The sequence below is a fragment of the Mycobacterium toneyamaense genome, assembly GCF_055384815.1.
The window spans coordinates 1,682,631-1,701,900 of the sequence record NZ_AP040333.1 but is presented as its reverse complement, the minus strand read 5'-3'; the positions used below and the strand labels follow the sequence as shown (position 1 = coordinate 1,701,900).

At 68.1% G+C, this 19,270-nt stretch carries 16 protein-coding genes and 1 pseudogene; 9 read left to right on the top strand and 8 right to left on the bottom strand.

Features of this window, described 5'->3' with window-relative positions; translation table 11 throughout:
* Position 1: 1 nt before the first annotated feature.
* From ACZ5IQ_RS08265 to ACZ5IQ_RS08250, 4 genes and pseudogenes are all read right to left on the bottom strand, one after another.
* Positions 2-796: an Fpg/Nei family DNA glycosylase gene (locus ACZ5IQ_RS08265; RefSeq protein ID WP_212812337.1), complete on the bottom strand. Its 795-nt coding sequence runs from the start codon at positions 794-796 to the stop codon at positions 2-4.
* 17 nt (positions 797-813) lie between these two features.
* Positions 814-1,293: a ribose-5-phosphate isomerase gene (locus ACZ5IQ_RS08260; protein WP_036420840.1), complete on the bottom strand. Its 480-nt coding sequence runs from the start codon at positions 1,291-1,293 to the stop codon at positions 814-816.
* A 71-nt stretch (positions 1,294-1,364) separates the two neighbouring features.
* Positions 1,365-3,560 carry an LpqN/LpqT family lipoprotein gene (locus ACZ5IQ_RS08255; protein WP_212812338.1) on the bottom strand — a complete coding sequence of 732 codons (2,196 nt, stop codon included), beginning with the start codon at positions 3,558-3,560 and terminating at the stop codon, positions 1,365-1,367.
* 193 nt (positions 3,561-3,753) lie between these two features.
* A pseudogene (locus ACZ5IQ_RS08250) lies at positions 3,754-4,396 on the bottom strand (mycothiol-dependent nitroreductase Rv2466c family protein).
* 102 nt (positions 4,397-4,498) lie between these two features.
* On the opposite strand from ACZ5IQ_RS08250, the gene pepN reads away from it, so the two are divergent.
* The gene (gene pepN, locus ACZ5IQ_RS08245; protein WP_464481108.1) at positions 4,499-7,099 is read left to right on the top strand and encodes an aminopeptidase N; all 2,601 of its coding nucleotides are present in this window, start codon (positions 4,499-4,501) and stop codon (positions 7,097-7,099) included.
* Positions 7,100-7,130: 31 nt separating this feature from the next.
* Here the strand turns inward: pepN and ACZ5IQ_RS08240 are convergent, their stop codons facing one another.
* Entirely contained in the window at positions 7,131-8,753 is a 1,623-nt protein-coding gene (locus ACZ5IQ_RS08240; protein WP_464481107.1) for a GMC oxidoreductase, read from the bottom strand.
* 459 nt (positions 8,754-9,212) lie between these two features.
* On the opposite strand from ACZ5IQ_RS08240, the gene ACZ5IQ_RS08235 reads away from it, so the two are divergent.
* On the top strand, positions 9,213-10,451 hold the full coding sequence (locus ACZ5IQ_RS08235) for an alkane 1-monooxygenase (protein WP_464481106.1): 1,239 nt from the start codon (positions 9,213-9,215) through the stop codon (positions 10,449-10,451).
* A gap of 138 nt (positions 10,452-10,589) precedes the next feature.
* On the opposite strand, the gene ACZ5IQ_RS08230 is transcribed toward ACZ5IQ_RS08235, so the two are convergent.
* The 3 genes from ACZ5IQ_RS08230 to ACZ5IQ_RS08220 form a co-directional block, all read right to left on the bottom strand.
* The gene (locus ACZ5IQ_RS08230) at positions 10,590-11,066 is read right to left on the bottom strand and encodes a DUF5130 domain-containing protein (protein ID WP_020102225.1); all 477 of its coding nucleotides are present in this window, start codon (positions 11,064-11,066) and stop codon (positions 10,590-10,592) included.
* Complete coding sequence (gene ctaJ, locus ACZ5IQ_RS08225; protein WP_029105398.1) at positions 11,053-11,283, bottom strand: aa3-type cytochrome oxidase subunit CtaJ; 231 nt, start codon at positions 11,281-11,283, stop codon at positions 11,053-11,055. Before ctaJ ends, ACZ5IQ_RS08230 begins: the two co-directional genes overlap by 14 nt.
* 63 nt (positions 11,284-11,346) lie before the next feature.
* The gene (locus tag ACZ5IQ_RS08220; protein WP_212812343.1) at positions 11,347-11,988 is read right to left on the bottom strand and encodes an HNH endonuclease; all 642 of its coding nucleotides are present in this window, start codon (positions 11,986-11,988) and stop codon (positions 11,347-11,349) included.
* Between the two features lie 132 nt (positions 11,989-12,120).
* On the opposite strand from ACZ5IQ_RS08220, the gene ACZ5IQ_RS08215 reads away from it, so the two are divergent.
* From ACZ5IQ_RS08215 to ACZ5IQ_RS08185, 7 genes are all read left to right on the top strand, one after another.
* Positions 12,121-12,525: a globin gene (locus tag ACZ5IQ_RS08215; protein ID WP_212814902.1), complete on the top strand. Its 405-nt coding sequence runs from the start codon at positions 12,121-12,123 to the stop codon at positions 12,523-12,525.
* A complete protein-coding gene (locus ACZ5IQ_RS08210; protein WP_212812344.1) occupies positions 12,525-14,093 on the top strand; it encodes a glycoside hydrolase family 13 protein in 1,569 nt (522 codons plus the stop codon). Before ACZ5IQ_RS08215 ends, ACZ5IQ_RS08210 begins: the two co-directional genes overlap by 1 nt.
* 3 nt (positions 14,094-14,096) lie before the next feature.
* Positions 14,097-14,804: a TetR/AcrR family transcriptional regulator gene (locus ACZ5IQ_RS08205; RefSeq protein WP_212812345.1), complete on the top strand. Its 708-nt coding sequence runs from the start codon at positions 14,097-14,099 to the stop codon at positions 14,802-14,804.
* Positions 14,805-14,950: 146 nt separating this feature from the next.
* Positions 14,951-15,832 carry a metal-dependent hydrolase gene (locus ACZ5IQ_RS08200; RefSeq protein WP_212812346.1) on the top strand — a complete coding sequence of 294 codons (882 nt, stop codon included), beginning with the start codon at positions 14,951-14,953 and terminating at the stop codon, positions 15,830-15,832.
* A 24-nt stretch (positions 15,833-15,856) separates the two neighbouring features.
* Positions 15,857-16,738 (top strand): metal-dependent hydrolase, encoded by an 882-nt coding sequence (locus ACZ5IQ_RS08195; RefSeq protein ID WP_212812347.1) that lies wholly within the window; start codon positions 15,857-15,859, stop codon positions 16,736-16,738.
* Between the two features lie 11 nt (positions 16,739-16,749).
* The gene (locus tag ACZ5IQ_RS08190; RefSeq protein ID WP_212812348.1) at positions 16,750-18,327 is read left to right on the top strand and encodes a flavin-containing monooxygenase; all 1,578 of its coding nucleotides are present in this window, start codon (positions 16,750-16,752) and stop codon (positions 18,325-18,327) included.
* Positions 18,324-19,247 (top strand): SDR family NAD(P)-dependent oxidoreductase, encoded by a 924-nt coding sequence (locus tag ACZ5IQ_RS08185; protein WP_212812349.1) that lies wholly within the window; start codon positions 18,324-18,326, stop codon positions 19,245-19,247. Before ACZ5IQ_RS08190 ends, ACZ5IQ_RS08185 begins: the two co-directional genes overlap by 4 nt.
* Positions 19,248-19,270: the final 23 nt, after the last annotated feature.

The following is a 19,270-nucleotide window of genomic DNA, read 5'->3' as shown; positions in this document are numbered from 1 at the left end:
GTCACACCTGACAGTTGGGGCACCAGAACAGGTTTCGCCCCTCCATGACCTCGGTGCGGACGGTAGCGCCGCACACGCGGCACGCCTCCCCCGCCCGTCGGTAGACGTACGTGCGCGGCCGGTCGGCGGCGTACGACGGCGCGCCGTGATCGTCTTCCGGGCGCACGACGACGATCTTGCCGCGCCGCACCCCGACCTTCATGAGAGCGACCAGATCGGTCCACAGCTCGGCGAATTCGGCCTCGGTCAACTGGGTGCCCGGACGGTGCGGGTCGATCCGGTGCCGGTACAGCACCTCGCTGCGGTAGACGTTGCCGACGCCGGCGATCACCGTCTGGTCCATCAGCATCGATCCGATTGACCTGCGGGACTTGCTGATTCGCGCCCAGGCCAATCCCGGGTCGGCGTCGCGGCGCAGCGGATCGGCACCGAGCCGGGCCACGACATCGTCGACGCCGCCCTCGTCGATCAGCTCACACACCGTCGGGCCGCGCAGGTCGGTCCCGAATTCGGCCCCGACCATGCGCATGCGCACCTGCCCGACAGGCGCCGTCATCGGCAGTGGCTGCTCGGTGAACGTGCCGTACAGCCCGAGGTGAATGTGCACCACCGCACCACCGTCGTAGTGGTGGAACAGATGCTTGCCCCAGGCGTCCGCCTTACGCAGCACCCGGCCGCTGACGGCGGCCGCGGCATCGGCGAACCGGCCCTGCGGACTGCTGACGACCACCGGCGCCCGCCCGAAACGCTGCTGGTGCAGGCGGGCCAGCCGGTGGAGGGTATGCCCCTCCGGCACGAGTCAGGCCTCGGGAATCAGGCGGGAGCGCCCGGAACCTCGGGAGCCACGTGCGTCTTCTCGTACTCGGCCAGGATGTCGATGCGGCGCTGGTGCCGCTCGGCCTGCGACCACTCGGCGGCCAGGAAGGCGTCGACGATGGCGAAGGCCTCTTCGGTGCTGTGCATGCGGCCACCGATGCCCATTACCTGCGCGTTGTTGTGCTCGCGGGCCAGCTGCGCGGTCTCGACACTCCACGCCAGCGCACAGCGCACGCCCGGCACCTTGTTGGCCGCGATCTGCTCGCCGTTACCCGAGCCGCCGATGACGATGCCCAGGCTGCCCGGGTCCTCGACGGTGCGCTTGGCGGCGTCGATGCAGAATGCCGGGTAGTCGTCCTCCGCGTCGTAGGCGAAGGCACCGCAGTCGACGGCCTGGTGGCCGGCCGCGGTCAGATGGTCGAGCAGGGCCTGCTTGAGTTCGTATCCGGCGTGGTCGGCTCCGAGATATACGCGCATGGCGCACATTCTGGCAGAACAGCGGCCCGGGACAGAATCAGTGGCTCAGCGGGGCCGGCACCCTCGCCGGCTCAGCCCGCGGCGATCTTGGTGTCGCGGTCGATGGCCTCGGTGATCTGCTTGATGATCTCGGCCTGATCGGCGACGCCGTCGATGTTGATCTGCATGACGTAGAGCCCGGTGCCGTCCTGGATGACGACGGTGTTCTGGGTGATGAGCTTGGTCACCCCGTTGGAGTTCCAGGAACCGGCGATCTGGAACGACTTGTGGCCGTCGACGGTCCCGGGCGTGCCGGTGTCGGTCGGGGTGAATCCCGGCAGGTTGTTCAGTTCACCCGGCGCGAAGTCGAGGATCTTCTGCGCATCGGCGTTCGGGCCGAGGCGCGAGATCAACGCCGTGGCGCTGGGCCGGTAGTTGCCGGCACTCGGGCCGTTGTAGACGATCGACTGGTAGGCGAAGGCCGGCGTCTGCGGTCCGGCGTCAGCCCAGCCCGGCGGCATGGGCATGGTCACCACCGGTGCGCCGGGTTCGTTGCGGTGCACCAGTGATTCCTGAATGTTGTTGCTCTTCAGGTAGGTCGCGATCGTCTGGTAGTTGCCGGGCGTACCCACGAGCACCGGCGGTGCGGGCTTGTGCGACGACGATGGCGTGTTCGCCCCGGAGCTCTGGGTGCTGGTTCCCGAGGCGTCCGAGGGCCCACTCGAATCGTCACCGGAATTCAGCAGGACGACACCGATCAGCACCACGATCACGGCGGCGATGGCGCCACCGATCACCCAGATCTTGGTCTTGCCACCCGAGGACTGGCCACGGCCCGGTGGCGTCTTGCCGATGTCGGCCGCGAGTTGCGAGTACGACGGCGGGGGCGGTGCGGTGGGACGGCCGACTCCGGGTGCGGCGTGCGCCGCCGGGTCTGCGGGGATGACCGGCAGGACCACCGTCGGCGACACCGTCTCGTGCGTCGGCCGGACGGGCCGCTGCGGCGGTATGGGCGGTGGCCCAGGCACCGGCTGCCGGTACGGCGGGGCCGACGGCGACGAATCAGGTTCCGGCCGAAACGGTTTCGGGTCGGGCGGCGGACCGACAGGGCCGCGCTGCGGCACCGGCGGCGGCGTCGGCTCCGAGACCGGGTCGACCGACGGTGGCGACACCGGCGGCACGGGCGGCACGGGCGGTTCCGGAGCCGGCGGCGGCGCGACGGGCTCTGGCGCGACCGGTTCGGGTTCCGGCTCGGGGGCGGGCGCCGGTTCCGGCTCGGGCGCGGGTTCGGCCGACACCACCGGCGGCACCGGCGGCGGGGCGACCGGCGGCGGCGTCACCTCCGGCGCGGACGGCGGCTCGGCGGCCGGCTCCGGGGTCACCACGGGAGTGACGGTCGGCAGCTTCAGTTCCGCGGTGCGCAGGTTCAGCGTGGGTGACTCGGTGACCAGTTCGGCCTGCCGCTCGAAGGCCCGGGCGAACTTGGTGCAGGAGTCGAAGCGGTCCTCGGGCGACTTGCCCATGGCCTTGATCAGCACCTCGTTCAGCGGCTCCAGCCACGGCTTGAGGTCACTGGCCTTGGGCGGTGGCGCGCTGAGGTGCTGGCTGATCACCGCGATCTGGTTGGTGTCCTGGTACGGCGTCTGTCCGGTGAGCAACCGGTAGGCCGTCGCGGCCAGCGCGTACTGGTCGGCGCGGCCGTCGATCTCGCCGCCCATCAGCTGCTCGGGCGCCGAATAGGAGACGGTGCCGATCGCCAGGTTGGCCGACGTCAGGCCCGTCACCTCACCGATCTGGCGGGCGATGCCGAAGTCGCTCAGCAGGATTCGCCGCTCGTCGGTGTCGATGTTGCTGAGCAGGATGTTGGCCGGCTTGATGTCGCGGTGCAGCAGGCCGCGCTGGTGCGCGTAGTCCAGGGCCGAGCTCATGGCCTTGACGATGTCGACGACGAGCTCCAGCGGCAGGCCGTTCGGGTACTCGTACTTGACCAGCTGGGCGGCATCGGTGCCGTCGACATAGTCCATGGTGATCCACAGCCGGCTCTCGAACTCGCCGCGGTCGTGCAGGCCGACGATGTGCGGGTGCCACAGACCCGCGGCGATGTTCGCTTCGCGCTCGAACCGGATGCGGAATTCGTCGTTGGTGGAGGCGGTTTCCCGGAGCACCTTCATGGCGTCGAGGCGGGGCAGCCGGGGGTGCTGGACGAGGTACACATCGCCCATTCCCCCTGAGCCCAGCAACCGGCGCACGGTGTACCCGGCGAAGGTTGCGCCCGTCTCCAGCGACATCAGCGCATCCTACTCAAACCCGCACGTCGAAGGACGAAACTGTCCGTCGGCACGTCGCTCCCCACCAGTTGCATCGTTGTGGCTCATGTTTCGGATGTGTCTGGCCACGGTAACCGCGCCAGACGTTCCTTGCGGAACGCCGACGAGATTACCCGGGCCGACCCTGGTGAGCGTGACTAGCGGGTGATTGCGGTCAGTCGAATTCGGGCGCCTCGTTGCGGGAGCGCTTGAGCTCCCAGAAGTGCGGGTAGGCGGCGAAAATCACGGACGCGTCCCACAGCTTGCCGGCCTCTTCGCCCCGCGGGATGCGCGACAGCACCGGACCGAAGAAAGCGACGCCATTGACGTGGATGGTCGGGGTGCCGACATCGGGGCCGACGGCGTCCATGCCGGCGTGGTGGCTCTTGCGCAGCGCCTCGTCGTACTTGTCGCCGGTGGCTGCCTCCGCGAGCTCGGCGGGCGGGCAGGCCGAGTTCTTCGAGCGACTCGGCGATGACCACGTCGAAATCCTTGTTGCCCTGGTTGTGAATCCGGGTGCCCATCGCGGTGTACAGGGGCGCCAGCACCTCGGAGCCGACGGCTTCCTCCGCCGCGATGGCGACGCGCACCGGGCCCCAGGCCTTCTTCATCATCTCCTGGTACTGCTCGGGCAGATCGCGGCCCTCGTTCAGCACCGCCAGGCTCATGACGTGGAACTCGATGTCGATGTCGCGGACCTTTTGGACCTCGAGAATCCAACGGGAGGTGATCCAGGCCCACGGGCACAGCGGGTCGAACCAGAACCCCGCGACATCCTTCTTGACGGCTGGGTCTTTCGTGGCGGCGGCGTCGGCCATTGCTCGTCCTTACTGAGTCGGTACAGATCCCGTTGCCAACAACTATGCCCGGCGTCCCTATGTTCCCGGTCACGGCAACCGGTTGTCCCCTAAGTTGGTGACGTGGCACTTCCGAACCTGACCCGCGACCAGGCCGCCGAGCGCGCCGCGCTGGTGACCGTTGACAACTACCGCATCGATCTCGACCTCACCGACGGAGCCGGCGCACCGAGCGAGCGCACGTTCCGCTCCGTCACCACGGTGACGTTCAGCGCCCTGCCCGGCGCCAACACCGTCATCGACATCGCGGCCGACTCCATCCGCAGCGCGACCCTCAACGGGCAACCCATCGACGTGTCCGCCTACGACGAATCGACGGGCGTGCCGTTGGCCGGGCTCGCCGAGCAGAACGTCGTCGTGGTCGACGCGGACTGCCGTTACTCCAACACCGGTGAGGGACTGCACCGCTTCGTCGACCCGGTCGACGGTGAGGTCTACCTCTACTCGCAGTTCGAAACCGCTGACGCCAAGCGGATGTTCGCCTGCTTCGACCAGCCGGACCTCAAGGCCACCTTCGACGTGTCGGTGACCGCGCCGGCGCACTGGCAGGTGATCTCCAACGGGGCCGGCACGTCGGCCGGAGCCGCCCCGGCGGCGACATCAGATACGGGGACGGTCCATCGATTCGCCACCACCCCGAAGATGAGCACGTACCTGGCGGCCCTCATCGCCGGCCCGTACGCCCGGTGGGACGACGTCTACAGCGACGAACACGGGGACATTCCGCTGGGCATCTTCTGCCGCGCCTCGCTCGCCGAGTTCATGGACGCCGAGCGGCTGTTCACCGAGACCAAGCAGGGATTCTCCTTCTACCACAACAACTTCGGGACGCCGTACGCGTTCGGCAAGTACGACCAGCTGTTCGTGCCGGAGTTCAACGCGGGCGCCATGGAGAACGCCGGCGCGGTGACGTTCCTCGAGGACTACGTCTTCCGCTCCAAGGTCACGCGCTACTCCTACGAGCGGCGTGCCGAGACCGTGCTGCACGAGATGGCCCACATGTGGTTCGGCGACCTGGTCACCATGCGGTGGTGGGATGACCTGTGGCTCAACGAGTCCTTCGCCACCTTCGCCTCGGTGCTGTGCCAGGCCGAGGCCACCGAGTACAAGCAGGCCTGGACCACCTTCGCAAATGTGGAGAAGTCCTGGGCCTACCGACAGGACCAGCTGCCGTCGACCCACCCGGTGGCCGCGGACATCCCCGACCTGGCCGCGGTCGAGGTGAACTTCGACGGCATCACCTACGCCAAGGGCGCCAGCGTGCTCAAGCAGCTGGTGGCCTATGTCGGGCTGGAGCCGTTCCTGTCGGGCCTGCGCGACTACTTCCGCGACCATGCGTACGACAACGCCACGTTCGCCGATCTGCTCGGCGCCCTGGAGAAGTCGTCGGGCCGGGACCTGTCGGACTGGGGCCAGCAGTGGCTCAAGACCACGGGTCTGAACACGCTGCGGGCCGATTTCGACGTCGACGGTGCCGGGGCGTTCACGCGGTTCGCCATCACCCAGAGCGGCGCGGCGCCCGGTGCCGGCGAGACGCGCGTGCACCGGCTCGCGGTGGGCATCTACGACGACGACGGCTCCGGCAAGCTGGTCCGGGTGCACCGCGAGGAGCTCGACGTCGAGGGCCCGGTGACGGATGTTCCTGCCCTGGTGGGGGTTTCGCGCGGCAAGCTGGTCCTGGTCAACGACGACGACCTGACCTACTGCTCGATGCGGCTCGATCCCGCGTCGTTGCAGACGGTGCTGAGCCGGATCGCCGACATCGACGACCCGCTCCCCCGGACCCTGGCATGGTCGGCGGCGTGGGAGATGACGCGCGAGGCCGAGATGAAGGCCCGCGAGTTCGTCGCCCTCGTGATGAGCGGGCTGCACGCCGAGTCCGAGGTGGGCGTCGCCCAGCGGCTGGTGCTGCAGGCACAGACGGCGCTGACCTCCTACGCCGATCCGGCGTGGGCGGCCGAAATCGGTTGGCCCGCTTTCGGTGACGCCCTGCTGGACCTGGCGCGCGATTCGTCGCCGGGATCGGACCATCAGCTGGCGTACATCAACGCGCTGTGCACGTCGGTGCTGGCGCCGAACCACATCGCCGTGCTGTCGACGCTGTTGGACAACGAGCCCGCCGCGGTCAACATGCCGGGGCTGGTGATCGACACCGATCTGCGCTGGCGCATCGTGACGGCGCTGGCGCGTGCCGGCGTCATCGACGCGGACGGCACGCAGACGCCGTTCATCGACGCCGAGGCCGAGCAGGATCCGACGGCCGCCGGCCGGCGCAGTGCCGCTGCCGCCGCCGCCGCGCGCCGGCAGGCCGCGGTGAAAGAGGCTGCGTGGCAACAGGTCATCGAGGACGACACCCTGGCGAACATCACCACGCGCGCCATCGTCGGCGGTCTGGTCCAGCCGGGCCAGACCGAACTGCTGGCCCCGTTCCGGGACCGCTACTTCGCGGCGATCTCCGGGGTGTGGGAGCGGCGTTCGAGTGAGGTGGCCCAGACCGTGGTCATCGGCCTGTACCCGTCGTGGGACATCAGCCAGGCCGGCCTCGACGCCGCCGACCGGTACCTGTCCGATCCGGAGATTCCGCCGGCCCTGCGCCGCCTGGTGCTGGAAGGCCGTGCGGGAGTGGAGCGTTCGCTGCGCGCCCGCGCCTTCGACGTGAGCTGACGCGACTGCATGGGCCGCACCTGGCCACCAGCTAGGTGCGGCCCTGCAGGATGCCTTCGATGTTGCGCTCGGCGAGCGCGGTGATGGTCATGTACGGGTTGCAGCCGAGGTGCCCGGGCATCAGCGACGCATCGTTGACGAACAGGTTGCGGTGGCCGTTCACCCGGCCGAACGCGTCCGTGGCCTTGCCCCGCACGCATCCACCCAGTGGGTGAACGGTGTTGGGCGCGAAGATTTTTCCGCTGAAGAGATCGTTGCGGTAGTCGACCTTGTTGGCCTTGAGGATCTTGTCGAAGACCTGTTTGGCCCTGGCCTCGTTGTTCGCCGCGAAGGCGTCGGTCCACTGGATCGTCGCGGTGTCGGACTGGCGGTCGTAGGTGATGTCGGCCCGGTCCCCGGTGTCGACCATGACGTAGTACCCGAGCAGGTAGGTCTCCACCGGCAGCGGCATGGAGAACATGCTGGCGTACACCGGATTGTCCGGGTCGTCGCGGCCGTCGATGTTGATCATGCCCATCAGGGACTGGGTGGTGCCGGCCGGATCGCTCTTGGCCAGGTTGTGCCCGACCATCACGTCACCGTTGTTGCCGTAGCCCTTGCCGATCTGATCATTGAGGTGGGCCAGGTCCCCGGTCTCGCGCGCCTTCAGCAGAAGCTTGGTGGTACCGAGCACACCGGCCGCCAGATACAGCTGGTCACAACCGAATTCGGTCTTCGCCAGCTCTTTGCCCCAGCGGTCGATCTCGCGGGTGGACACCACGAACTCACCCGAACGCTCCTGACGGATCGAGATGACCTCGGTCAGCGGGCGCAGCGTGACGTGGCCGGTCTTGAGCGCGTCGGCAAGGTAGGTCTGATCGACGCTGCCGAACCGGCCGTAGTTGTTGCCGAACTGCTGCTCGAACGCCAGCGACGATTGCGGCACCTGGCCGGCCGCCTCTTTGACCAGGTAGTCGAACGAGTACGAGCTGCCGTTGTAGTCGACCTTGTAGCCGGCCGCCGCCGCGTACTTGCGGCCCGCGCGGGCGTACTGGAAGCAGGGGGTCTGCTCGAACCAGGCCATGTCGCGGTAACTGATCTTCAGCGACGTCTTGGCGCGTTCGACATAGGTGCGCAGGAACTCGTCGGCGCCGATGTCGGGGAATGCCTTGTCGATCTGGCGCGGCGTCGGGATGGCGGCGATGCCCGCGTTGACCATCGAACCGCCGCCGACGGCCAGGCCCCGGAAGACGTCGTGGGCACCGTGCGTCACCTTCTGACAGATGCCGGCCTGGATCGGCTGGGGCGACGGCGCGTGCTCGGCCACCTGCTCGACGGTGAAGCCGCCGAAGGACGTGACCAGGCTCGGCGGAATCTTCGTGAACCAGCCGGCGCGGGTGTCGGCGGGCAGCATCTTGGAGAACCGCTTGCCGTCGTCGTCGGGCTTGTCCCAGAGCCGGCCCTGTTCGATGACCAGTGTCTCGATACCGGCCTGTCCCAGGCGCAGCGCGGAGACTCCCCCGCCGTAGCCACTGCCGATGACGATGGCCGAAAAATACTTGCGGGACTCCGTACGGTCGCGTGATCGTTCGACGAGGGCCCCGATACCCGCCGCCCCGGCGACGCCCACCACCGCCGCACCGCCGAGGAACTGGCGCCGGCTGATGGGGCTCATCGGTGACCTGCCGCGGCCGCGCCCCAGCACCGGATGTGTCGATGCCGGCCGTGCATCACTGCCAAGATCGTCCTTCCGCCTGACCGCCAGCTAACCCGAAGCCAGTCGCCTGCCGGCCTCCGAATAACGGATTCATCTCAAAAATTACACGATGGCGCGGAGTTTCCGCCGCCGTGCGGGATCCGGCCGCCAGCGCGTCGTCCGCCCCGCCCGACGCCCGGTATGTCGTACGTCACCCATATCGGTGTATGGCACTCTACCTGCAAGTTTGGTGGCGACGGCGGCGACCGGACCACAGCTGCCCAACCGCCGGGACCGAGGCCGGGCGACCATCCCGAATACCCCCGCGCGCTGACGGCTCAAACAATTTGCTGGATAACGATGAGAAAACGGACAGGAAGTGGCTCTGGCAACCGACTTGTATTTGCGCAAACGGCCGAATACGGGTACGAATACGGGGTGTTGTCGGCATTGCGCGCGAGCCAGGAGGCGTCGCAACCCCACGCGCCCGAGGCGCCCGACACTCCCGCCGCCCAGCCCGCCCCCGCTGCCAAGTCGAAATGGCGCGACGGCAAGCGCTACGTGTGGCTGCTGGGTCCCATCACCCCCGGAATGGTCGGCCTGTCGTGGCTGCTGGTCTGGCTCACCGGCATGGACGCGTTCTGGTGGACGGGGTCGGTGCTGACGTTCGGGCTGGTCCCGCTGCTCGACCACATCGTCGGCCCCGAGGCCGAGAAGGCTCCCGGCGACCTGCGCAGCCTGGAGGACGACCCGTTCTACCGGATCGCCACGCACCTCTTCCTGCCGGCGCAGTATCTGTCGCTGATCTTCGCGTGCTGGCTGTGGGCCGGCGGCGGCTGGGTGAGCATGTCGCTGGCCGACAAGCTGGGCCTCATGGCCGCGGTCGGGACGGTCGGCGGTATCGCGATCAACGCCGCCCACGAACTCGGCCACAAGCGCGGCATGTCCGAGCGCCGGCTCTCCAAGATCGCCCTGGCCCAGACCTGCTACGGCCACTTCTTCGTCGAACACAACCGTGGCCACCACGTGCGGGTGGCGACACCGGAGGATCCGGCCAGCTCGCGGCTCGGCGAGAGCCTGTATGCCTTCATCGGCCGTTCGGTCATCGGCAGTCTGCGGTCGGCCTGGAAGCTGGAATCCGAGCGACTCGCCCGCGTGCACAAGTCCAAGTGGTCGCTGCACAACGAGGTCCTCAACGCCTGGCTGCTGAGCGTCGTGCTGTTCACCATCCTGGCGGTGTGGTTCGGACCCATTGTGCTGCCGTGGCTTTTCGGTCAGGCCGTGATCGGCATCTTCCTGCTGGAGACGGTCAACTACCTGGAGCACTACGGCCTGCGGCGGCAGAAACTGCCCAATGGCCGGTACGAGCGGGTGCGCGCCGGGCACAGCTGGAACAGCAACACCGTGATCGCCAACGTCTTCCTGTTCCACCTGCAGCGGCACTCCGACCACCACGCCAACCCGATGCGCCGGTACCAGGCGCTGTGCCATGCCGATGAGGCGCCGCAGCTGCCGGGCGGTTACGGCACGATGCTGCTGCTGGCCATCTGCCCGCCGCTGTGGCGCCGGGTGATGGATCCCCGCGTGCTGGCGCACTACGACGGCGACATCAGCCGCACCGCGTTGCAGCCGGGCTATGAGGCCCGCCTGCGCAAGCGCTACCCCGCCGCGCACTGACCCGCTGCGCGCCACGCCGCCCCTGCCGACACGGCACATTCGCGTGAGTGAACGACCCCTCAGCGCCAGGTCGGCCGCCCCTGGATAGCACTCTGCCGGGTGCGAACCAGTGGTCCGCACCCGGCAGGGTGAATGAAATCAGGCGGGCGAAACGCCGGCGCTCAGCACGCGGACCGCGCTGATCAGGCCGTCCATCAGGTTGCCCTGCTTGAACGATGCCGCAGCCGCGGACACACCCAGCGGGGCAGCCTCTTCGATACCGCGACCGCGGACCTCGGCGCCGTAGACGACCTCGATGGCCTTCTGGTTCGGCGAGACGGCCAGCAGCACAGCGTTGTTCGGCGTCGGCACGGTGGCCAGCACCTCACGCGCGGTGGCGGCGGTGTCCGCACCCAGGTCGCCGATGTAGACGGCGAAGCGGGCGCCCGCGGCGCGCGAGCCGTACTTCAGGGCGTCGTCGAGGAACACCAGGTCCTTGACCGGGAACGGGTAGTGCACCGACAGCTCACCGGGCTCGGTGACGCCGGAGATGCGGCCGCTGTACGTGACGGCGTAGCCGTACGGCAGGTTGGCCGGATCGATGTTTGCGACCTCGGTCTGGCTACCACTTGCCACTTGCGCCACCTCCCACAGTCAGGTGCGAGTCATGGCCACCGTGGCCGTGATCCGCCGGTTCCTCGGCCGCCCACAGGATCGGCGCGTGGGTCCACTTGTCGGTCATCTTGTAGGTGTCCGGATGCGGACTCTTGCGCAGCAAGAACAGCGCGCCAAGCACCAGCAGCAGCGCCAGCGGCACCCCACCGAGCAGCGAATGAGTAAGTGCAATGCTCACGCGCAAACCGTATCAGTACGCCCACCGCTCACGCTGAGGACAGGGGCAATCCGCGTGCGGATGTCAGGCGGCGCCTTCGCCGAGATACCGCACCCAGGCCGGATCGAGCTCCTTGACCGCGGAGAGCAGTCGCCAGTGCTGCCCTTTGGGTGGCAACGGCACCGCGTGCAGGGTCCAGCCGAGTTCGCTCAGTAGCCGGTCGGCCTTGCGGTGATTGCACGGGCCACACGCCGCGACGCAGTTCTCCCAGGAGTGCTCGCCGCCGCGGCTGCGCGGCACGACGTGGTCGACGGTGTCGGCCTTGCCGCCGCAGTACGCGCAGCGGAACCGGTCCCGGTGCATCAGAGCGGCCCGGGTCATGGGAATGCGGGCCCGATATGGGACCCGCACATAGCTACGCAGCCGGATGACCGACGGGACGGCGACCGCGCGGGTCGCCGAGTGTATGACGGGACCGGACGGATCGGCGTGGACCACATCGGCTTTGCCGCACAGCACCATGATCACGGCGCGCCGCATGGGCAGCGCGGTCAGCGGTTCGTAGGTCGAATTCAGCAGCAGGACGCGGCGGCGGCCCCAGAGCGAGCCGTCGGTGGGACTTGATTCGACTGCGTGCAGGGGTGATGACAGTGCCGGGCTCGACACAGGCGAACCCGCCGCGGCGCCGTGAAGTCTGTGGCCGCGGACCTTCCTCCGTTGCGACATACGTCCTCCGTGCTGACAGTTCACCACGGATCGACAGCCAACGCACGAGAATTCTGGCGTCTTAGCTGGACCATTCGATGAACTTCGCGTGACGAGTCCCGCATGGAACGCGTCATCACGTCCTCGTGGACAATGGCGACCGTGACAGAGGCGCAGCGGTCGTTCTACGACGAAGTCGGTGGAGCGGAGACCTTCCATCTCCTGGTGTCGCGGTTCTACCAACTGGTCCGCGACGACGAAATCCTGCGCCCGCTGTATCCCGAGGACGACCTCGACGGCGCCGAGCACCGGCTGCGGATGTTCCTCGAGCAGTACTGGGGCGGCCCCCGCACCTACGGCCAGGAACGCGGCCATCCCCGGCTGCGGATGCGGCACGCCCCGTTCCGGATCGGCTTCCTCGAGCGTGACGCCTGGCTGCGGTGCATGCACAGCGCGCTCGCCTCGATCGGCCCGGAGACCATCGACGACGCGCACCGGCAGGCGCTGCTCGACTACTTCGACATGGCCGCCCAGCACATGGTCAACTCGGCGTTCTGATGACGGATCCGCGGTGGTGGTCCCGCGCGGTCTTCTATCAGCTCTACCCGCGCTCGTTCGCCGACAGCGACGGTGACGGCGTCGGCGATCTCGACGGCGTCACCGCGCACCTGGACCATCTGCGCGCACTCGGCGTCGACGCGCTGTGGCTCAACCCCGTGATGGTCTCCCCCATGGTCGATCACGGGTATGACGTCGCCGACCCGCGTGACGTCGATCCGCTGTTCGGCGGAATGGCGGCGCTCGACCGGCTGCTCGCCGCCGCCGGTGCGGCGGGCATCAAGGTCACCATGGATCTGGTCCCCAACCACACCAGCTCGGCGCACCCGTGGTTCCGGGCGGCGCTCGCCGCGGGCGCGGGCAGCCCCGAACGCGACCGCTACCTCTTCCGTGATGGGCGCGGGCCGGACGGCGGTCTGCCGCCGAACAATTGGCGGTCGGTGTTCGGCGGGCCCGCTTGGACCCGGGTCACCGAACCCGACGGCAGCCCCGGCCAGTGGTACCTGCACCTGTTCGACGCCGCACAGCCGGACCTGAACTGGGACAACCCGGCGGTCCCTGCGGATCTGGAACGGACGCTGCGGTTCTGGCTGGACCGCGGCGTCGCCGGATTCCGGATCGACGTGGCGCACGGGATGGCGAAACCGGCCGACCTGCCGGACATGGCCGATCCCGAAGGGGTCATGCTCACCACCCGGGTCGACGATCCGCGGTTCAACAACGACGGCGTGCACGCCATTCACCGCGGCATCCGGACGGTGCTCGACGACTATCCCGACGCCGCCACCGTCGGCGAGGTCTGGGTGTTCGACAACGAGGATTTCGCCAAGTACCTCCGGCCCGACGAACTGCATCTGGGCTTCAATTTCCGTTTGGTACGAGCCGATTTCACCGCAGCGGCCGTCCGCGAGGCGATCGAGAATTCGCTGGCCGCCGCCGAACTGGCCGACTCACCGCCCACGTGGACGCTGTCCAACCACGACGTCGAACGCGAGGTGACCCGTTACGGCGATGGCGCACAGGGGCTTTCGCGAGCCCGGGCGATGGCGCTGGTGATGCTGGCACTGCCGGGCGCGGTGTTCGTCTACAACGGCGAAGAACTCGGGCTGCCCAACGTCGAGCTGCCCGACGACGTGCTGCAGGACCCCGTGTGGGAGCGTTCCGGCCACACCGAGCGGGGCCGCGACGGCTGCCGGGTGCCGCTGCCCTGGTCCGGCGACAGCGCCCCGTACGGGTTCTCGTCGACCGCGCGGACGTGGCTCCCGATGCCCGACGGCTGGGGGCCGTTGACGGTCGCCGCGCAGTCCGCGGACCCGGATTCGACACTGTCGCTCTTCCGGCGTGCCATCGAATTGCGCCGGGGCCGAACAGTTTTGGGACGGTCGGTGCGGTGGCTGCCGACCGCGGACGACCTGCTGGCATTCCAGTGCGAGGACGGCCTGGTGTGCCTGCTGAACGCGGGCAGCACAACGGTCGACATGCCCGGCGGCCGGGTGGTGCTCGCGAGTGGACCATTGCCCGACGGGCGAATCCCACCCGACACGGCCCTCTGGCTGACTTACGATTAGCCCATGCCCGTGGACGTCACCCGTGTCGCGGTGCGGATGTCCGCACCGACCGGTGACGCGCGGGCCGACCGCTGGCGGGCGCATCGCGCGACGGTGAAGGCCGACCTGATCGAGGCCACCTTGCGCGCCATCGACGAGTACGGTCCCGACCTGTCTATCGACGACGTGGTGAAAACCGCCGGCGTCCCGCGGCCGAAGTTGTACCGCTTCTTCACCGACAAGGAGACGTTGTTCGCCGCGGTCGGCGAGCGCATGCAGGAACTGATCGTGCAGCGCGTCATGCCCTGCTTCCACGTCACGGCGACGGCATTGGAGCTCGTGAGTTCCGCACTGACCGCCTACGTCGATCTGGTGGCCGAGCGGCCCAACCTCTTTCGCTTCGTCGTCGGCTCCCATTTCAGCGACGACCATTCCCGGACCAAGCTGCTCGAGAACGGCCGCAATCTGTCGAGCGCGATGACCGAGGTGCTCGCGGCGATGGTGCGCGCCCATGGCGGCGACGGCGACCACCTCGAATACACGGCCGACGCGATCCTCGGCGCCGTGGCACTCGGCGTGCTGCGCTGGCTCAACGAGCCGACGATCGGTAAAGACGAACTCATCGCGCAACTGACGCCCGTGATCTGGGGTGCGGTGTCGGCGGCGGCTGCTGCCCGCGGCGTCGTCATCGCACCCGACGAACAGATGGCGTTGTTCGGCACCACCGACTGAACCGGTCCCCGGCCCACCCGGGCCGCCGCGCTCGCTCAGAAAACGTCATTATCCAAAACCCTTGCGCAATGGCGCACGCCGTCGTAACTTCGAACTACTAGAACTCGCGGTACTAGTTACTGAATGTTCGAGGAAAGGCGGGCGGCATGGCCGTACGCAGTGCGCAACCCAGGTCAGCGCGGAACGCCGGGGCGGTGTATCCCCGGACCCGGCGAATCCGCTTCCGCTTCAACGAGGAAGCGAGCCGGAAGTACTTCGTCGCCGGCGACATGGTGTTCAGCCATTTCGTCGCCGGTCTCTCGGGCGCATTTCCGCCCGGCGAGGAAGGCTTCATCCGATCGGTCCGCCGATTCGCCGACCGCATCACCGATCCCGAGCTCAAGAAACGGGTCGCCGGCTTCATCGGCCAGGAGTCGATGCATGGACAGGAACATCGGCACCTCAACGAGAAGCTCATCGCGATGGGCTACCCCCTCGCGTGGTGGGATTCAGAATCCTTCAAAGACAGGCGGATTCGGCTCGAAGACCGGTTGCCCGCTCATGTGCATCTGGCATTGACGGCCGCCGCGGAGCACTACACCGCGGTGCTGGCCGAACGGGTGTTGTCGAGTGACGAGTTGCAATCGATCCCGGCCGATCCGGAAGTGTGGCATCTGCTGAATTGGCATGCGCTGGAAGAACTCGAGCACAAGTCGGTGGCCTTCGACGTGTACCGCGCCGTCGGTGGCACCGAGCGCACCCGCATCGCGGTCATGGTGGCGGCGTGCGCACTGCTGCTCCCGGTGACGCTCGTTTCTCTTGCCGTCTCGGTCGGGTCCGACCCGGTCGCGCGGCGCCGGCCCGACCGCCTGGTGCGCGAGACGTACGAGCTGTTCACCGGCCCGATATTCAAGGGTCTGCTGCCCGACCTCGCGGTCTACCTACGCCCTGGCTTCCACCCCGACGACGTCGACACGACCGAACTGGCCCAGCAGTGGCGCGACACCCTCTTCGGCACCGACGGCGTCCTCGTTGACCACCTCAGATAGCCGGCACAACGGAAGGAATCGATCATGAGTGCTGACCCGATCACCGCGCACGCGGTCGCTTTTCCCAAGGTGCGGCGGATGCGGTTCCGGTTCGGCGAACCCGAACCGCTGCACCGGCATTTCGTCGAGGGCGACATCGTGTTCAGCCACCTGGTGGCGGTGCTGTCCGGTTCCTTCCCGCCCGGCGAGGAGTCGTTCATCCGGTCCGTTCGCCGCTTCTCCGACCAGATCACCGACCCGGTACTGAAGAAGCGCGTCGCAGGGTTCATCGGCCAGGAGTCCGTGCACGGCCAGGAGCACCGCAAGTTGAACACCCAGCTCGCCGAGATGGGCTATCCCCTCGTGCGGTTCCTGCTGTTCGCCCCGACGAGCGTGCGCCAGAAGGTGGTGCTGCGCATCGAGAAGTTGATCCCGGCGAAGGTGCATCTGGCGATGACGGCCGCCGCCGAGCACTACACCGCGGTCCTGGGCGCGCGGGTGCTGTCGAACGACGAAATCCAGGCGATCCCAGGCGATCCCGAGGTCTGGCGCCTGTTGAACTGGCACGCCATGGAGGAACTCGAGCACAAGTCCGTCGCCTTCGACGTCTACCGGTCGGTGGGCGGTTCCGAGCGCACGCGCATCGCGGTCATGTGGTTCATGTACTTCCTGACCATCCCCGTGGTCACCGCCGCGGTGGCGTTGTCGATCCTGTTGGACCCGACGGCATGGCCGCGACCGATCACGGTGCTGCGCCAGACCTACGACGTCTTCCGCGGACCCCTGCTGCGCGGCTTCCTGGGAGAGATCGCCGAGTACCTGCGGCCCGGCTTCCACCCCGACGACGTGCCCACCGACGAGCTCCTCGCCCGGTGGCAGCACGACTTGTTCGGCGCCGACGGCGAGCTCGTCGGCTACGTCCGGTAGCCGGGCCGGACATGACCACAAGCACGAAGGCCGCACGGTCGGCCACGGCGGAGCGACACGAGCCCGATCATGAGGTGGTGATCGTCGGTGCCGGGTTCGGCGGCATCGGCGCCGGGATCGCGCTCCAGCGCAAGGGAATACACGACTTCGTCATCGTCGACAAGTGGGATCACGTCGGCGGCACCTGGCACGCCAACACCTATCCGGGTGTGGCAGTGGACATCCCATCCGTCATCTACAGCTTCTCGTATGAGCAGCGCGGCGGCTGGTCACGCGTCTTCGCGCCCGGCAACGAGCTGCGGGACTACGCCGACGACATGGTGGACAAGTACGGCCTGCGCGACAAGCTGCGCCTCAACACAACCGTGACCGCAGCGGCGTTCGACGAGCAGAACAGCATGTGGCGGTTGACGTTCGACGGCGGCGCAGAAATCACGGGCCGCCACGTGGTGATGGCGGTCGGCGGACTCGAGCGGCCCAAACTTCCGGGCATTCCCGGTCTGCAGGATTTCGGCGGGGTGCTCATGCACACCGCGCTGTGGGATCACGACGTCGAGTTGGCCGGTAAGCGGGTCGCGGTCATCGGCACCGGCGCGACGTCGCTGCAACTGGTGCCGGCGATCGTGGACGAGGTGGCGCACCTCACGGTCTTCCAGCGCACGCCGATCTGGGTGTTTCCCAAGCCCGACAGCACGATTCACGGCATCTCCCGCGCAGTGCTGGAGATCGGCCAGGTGCGGTCCGCGCTGCGCGCCGTCGGTACCGTCGCGACCGAGATCGGGATGGGCGGAATGCTCACCGGGCCGGGTTGGCTGGTCGAGGCCACGCGCAAGCTCGCCGAAGCACCCGTGCGGGCGTGGATGCGCAGCCAGGTCAGCGATCCGGAGACCCGGGAGAAACTGATCCCCCGCTACGGCCTGGGCTGCAAGCGCCCGTCGATGTCCAACGACTACCTCAAGACGTTCAACCGCAGTGACGTCAGCCTGGTGACCGACGCCATCGAGCGCATCACCGAGACCGGCGTGGTGACGGCCGACGGTGTCGAGCACCAGGTGGACGTCCTCATCTGCGCGACCGGATTCAAACTGTGGGAACGGGATTCGGTGCCGCCCTTCCCCGTCGTCGGCCGCGACGGGCTCGATGCCGCGGAGTTCTGGGCGGTCAATCGTTTTCAGGCCTATCAGGGCGTGTCCGTACCCGGCTTCCCGAACATGTTCATGATCACCGGGCCCTACGGCTTCGTGCTCGGGTCGTACCTGTGGATGATCGAGGCCACCGCGGCACACCTGAGTCGCGCGATCGCCGAAGCCAAGCGTCGCGGCGCCCGGGAGGTCGAGATCCGGCGCGAAGTCCATGACGCCTATTTCCGGTACTGCCTCCGCCGACAGGCGCGCAATGTCCTGTTCACGCCCACCTGCGCAGGGTCCAACACGTATTACATCGACTATCACGGTGATTCCCCGTTCCGGCCGACGACGCACGGCGAGATGTACTGGCAGAACCGCCATTACGACCTCGACGTGTATCGGTACGGGACCGGCACCGCCGATGCCCACCAAGTAGCAGCCACCGCGAAGGACGCCGGATGAAGATCAACAGCCTGGACCCACGGCTCGTGGTCGTCACCGGTGCCGGCAACGGCATCGGGCGCGCCACCGCGATCCGCTTCGCCAAAGGCGGTGCGCACGTGGTCGTCTCCGACATCGACCTCGACTCGGCACAAGCGACCGCCGCCATGATCAAAGGCGCCGGCCGCCGCGCGTCGGCAGCCCGGCTGGACGTCACCGATCCGGAGGACTGGGAGGCCTTCGCATCTGACGTTCGCACCGAGCACGGGGTGCCCGACGTCGTCGTCAACAACGCCGGCATCGTCGTCGGCGGGCCGTTCCTCGAACTGTCCGCGGCGGACTGGGACAAGCAGCTCAGCGTCAACCTGATGGGCGTGGTGCACGGCTGCCGGGTGTTCGGCGCGCAGATGGCCGAGCGCCGCCGGGGTGGTCACATCGTCAACATCGCATCGGCGGCGGCGTTCACGCCGACACCGGTCATGGCGCCGTACTCGGTGTCCAAGGCGGGGGTCAAGATGCTCAGTGAGTGCCTGCGCCTGGAGCTCAGGCCGTACGGCATCGGGGTCAGCGCCATCTGCCCCGGCGTCATCAACACGAACATCGGCGACCGCGCGGTGACCGTCGGCGTGGACCCCGCGCTCGTCGCACAGGCCCAACGTCTCACCAGGCAACTGCAGGAGTTCGCCGAAAAGCTGCCGTTCTCACCGATGAGCCCCGACCTCGTGGCGCGGGCCGTGGTGCGGGCCGTCAGCTATGACCTGGCGGTGGTGCCCGTGCGGGCCGAGGCCTGGCTCGGGTATGTCATGCACCGCCTCGCACCGGGCGTCAATCGCCGCATGACACAGCCCTTCTCGTTCGATCTGCTCGGGAAGCTGGCCGGGCCGTTGCTCGACCGGGTGACGCCGTCGACCGCCGCGAAGGAGGCCGTCCCGGCTCGCTAAGGTTGGTCGTCAACCGCGCGGGA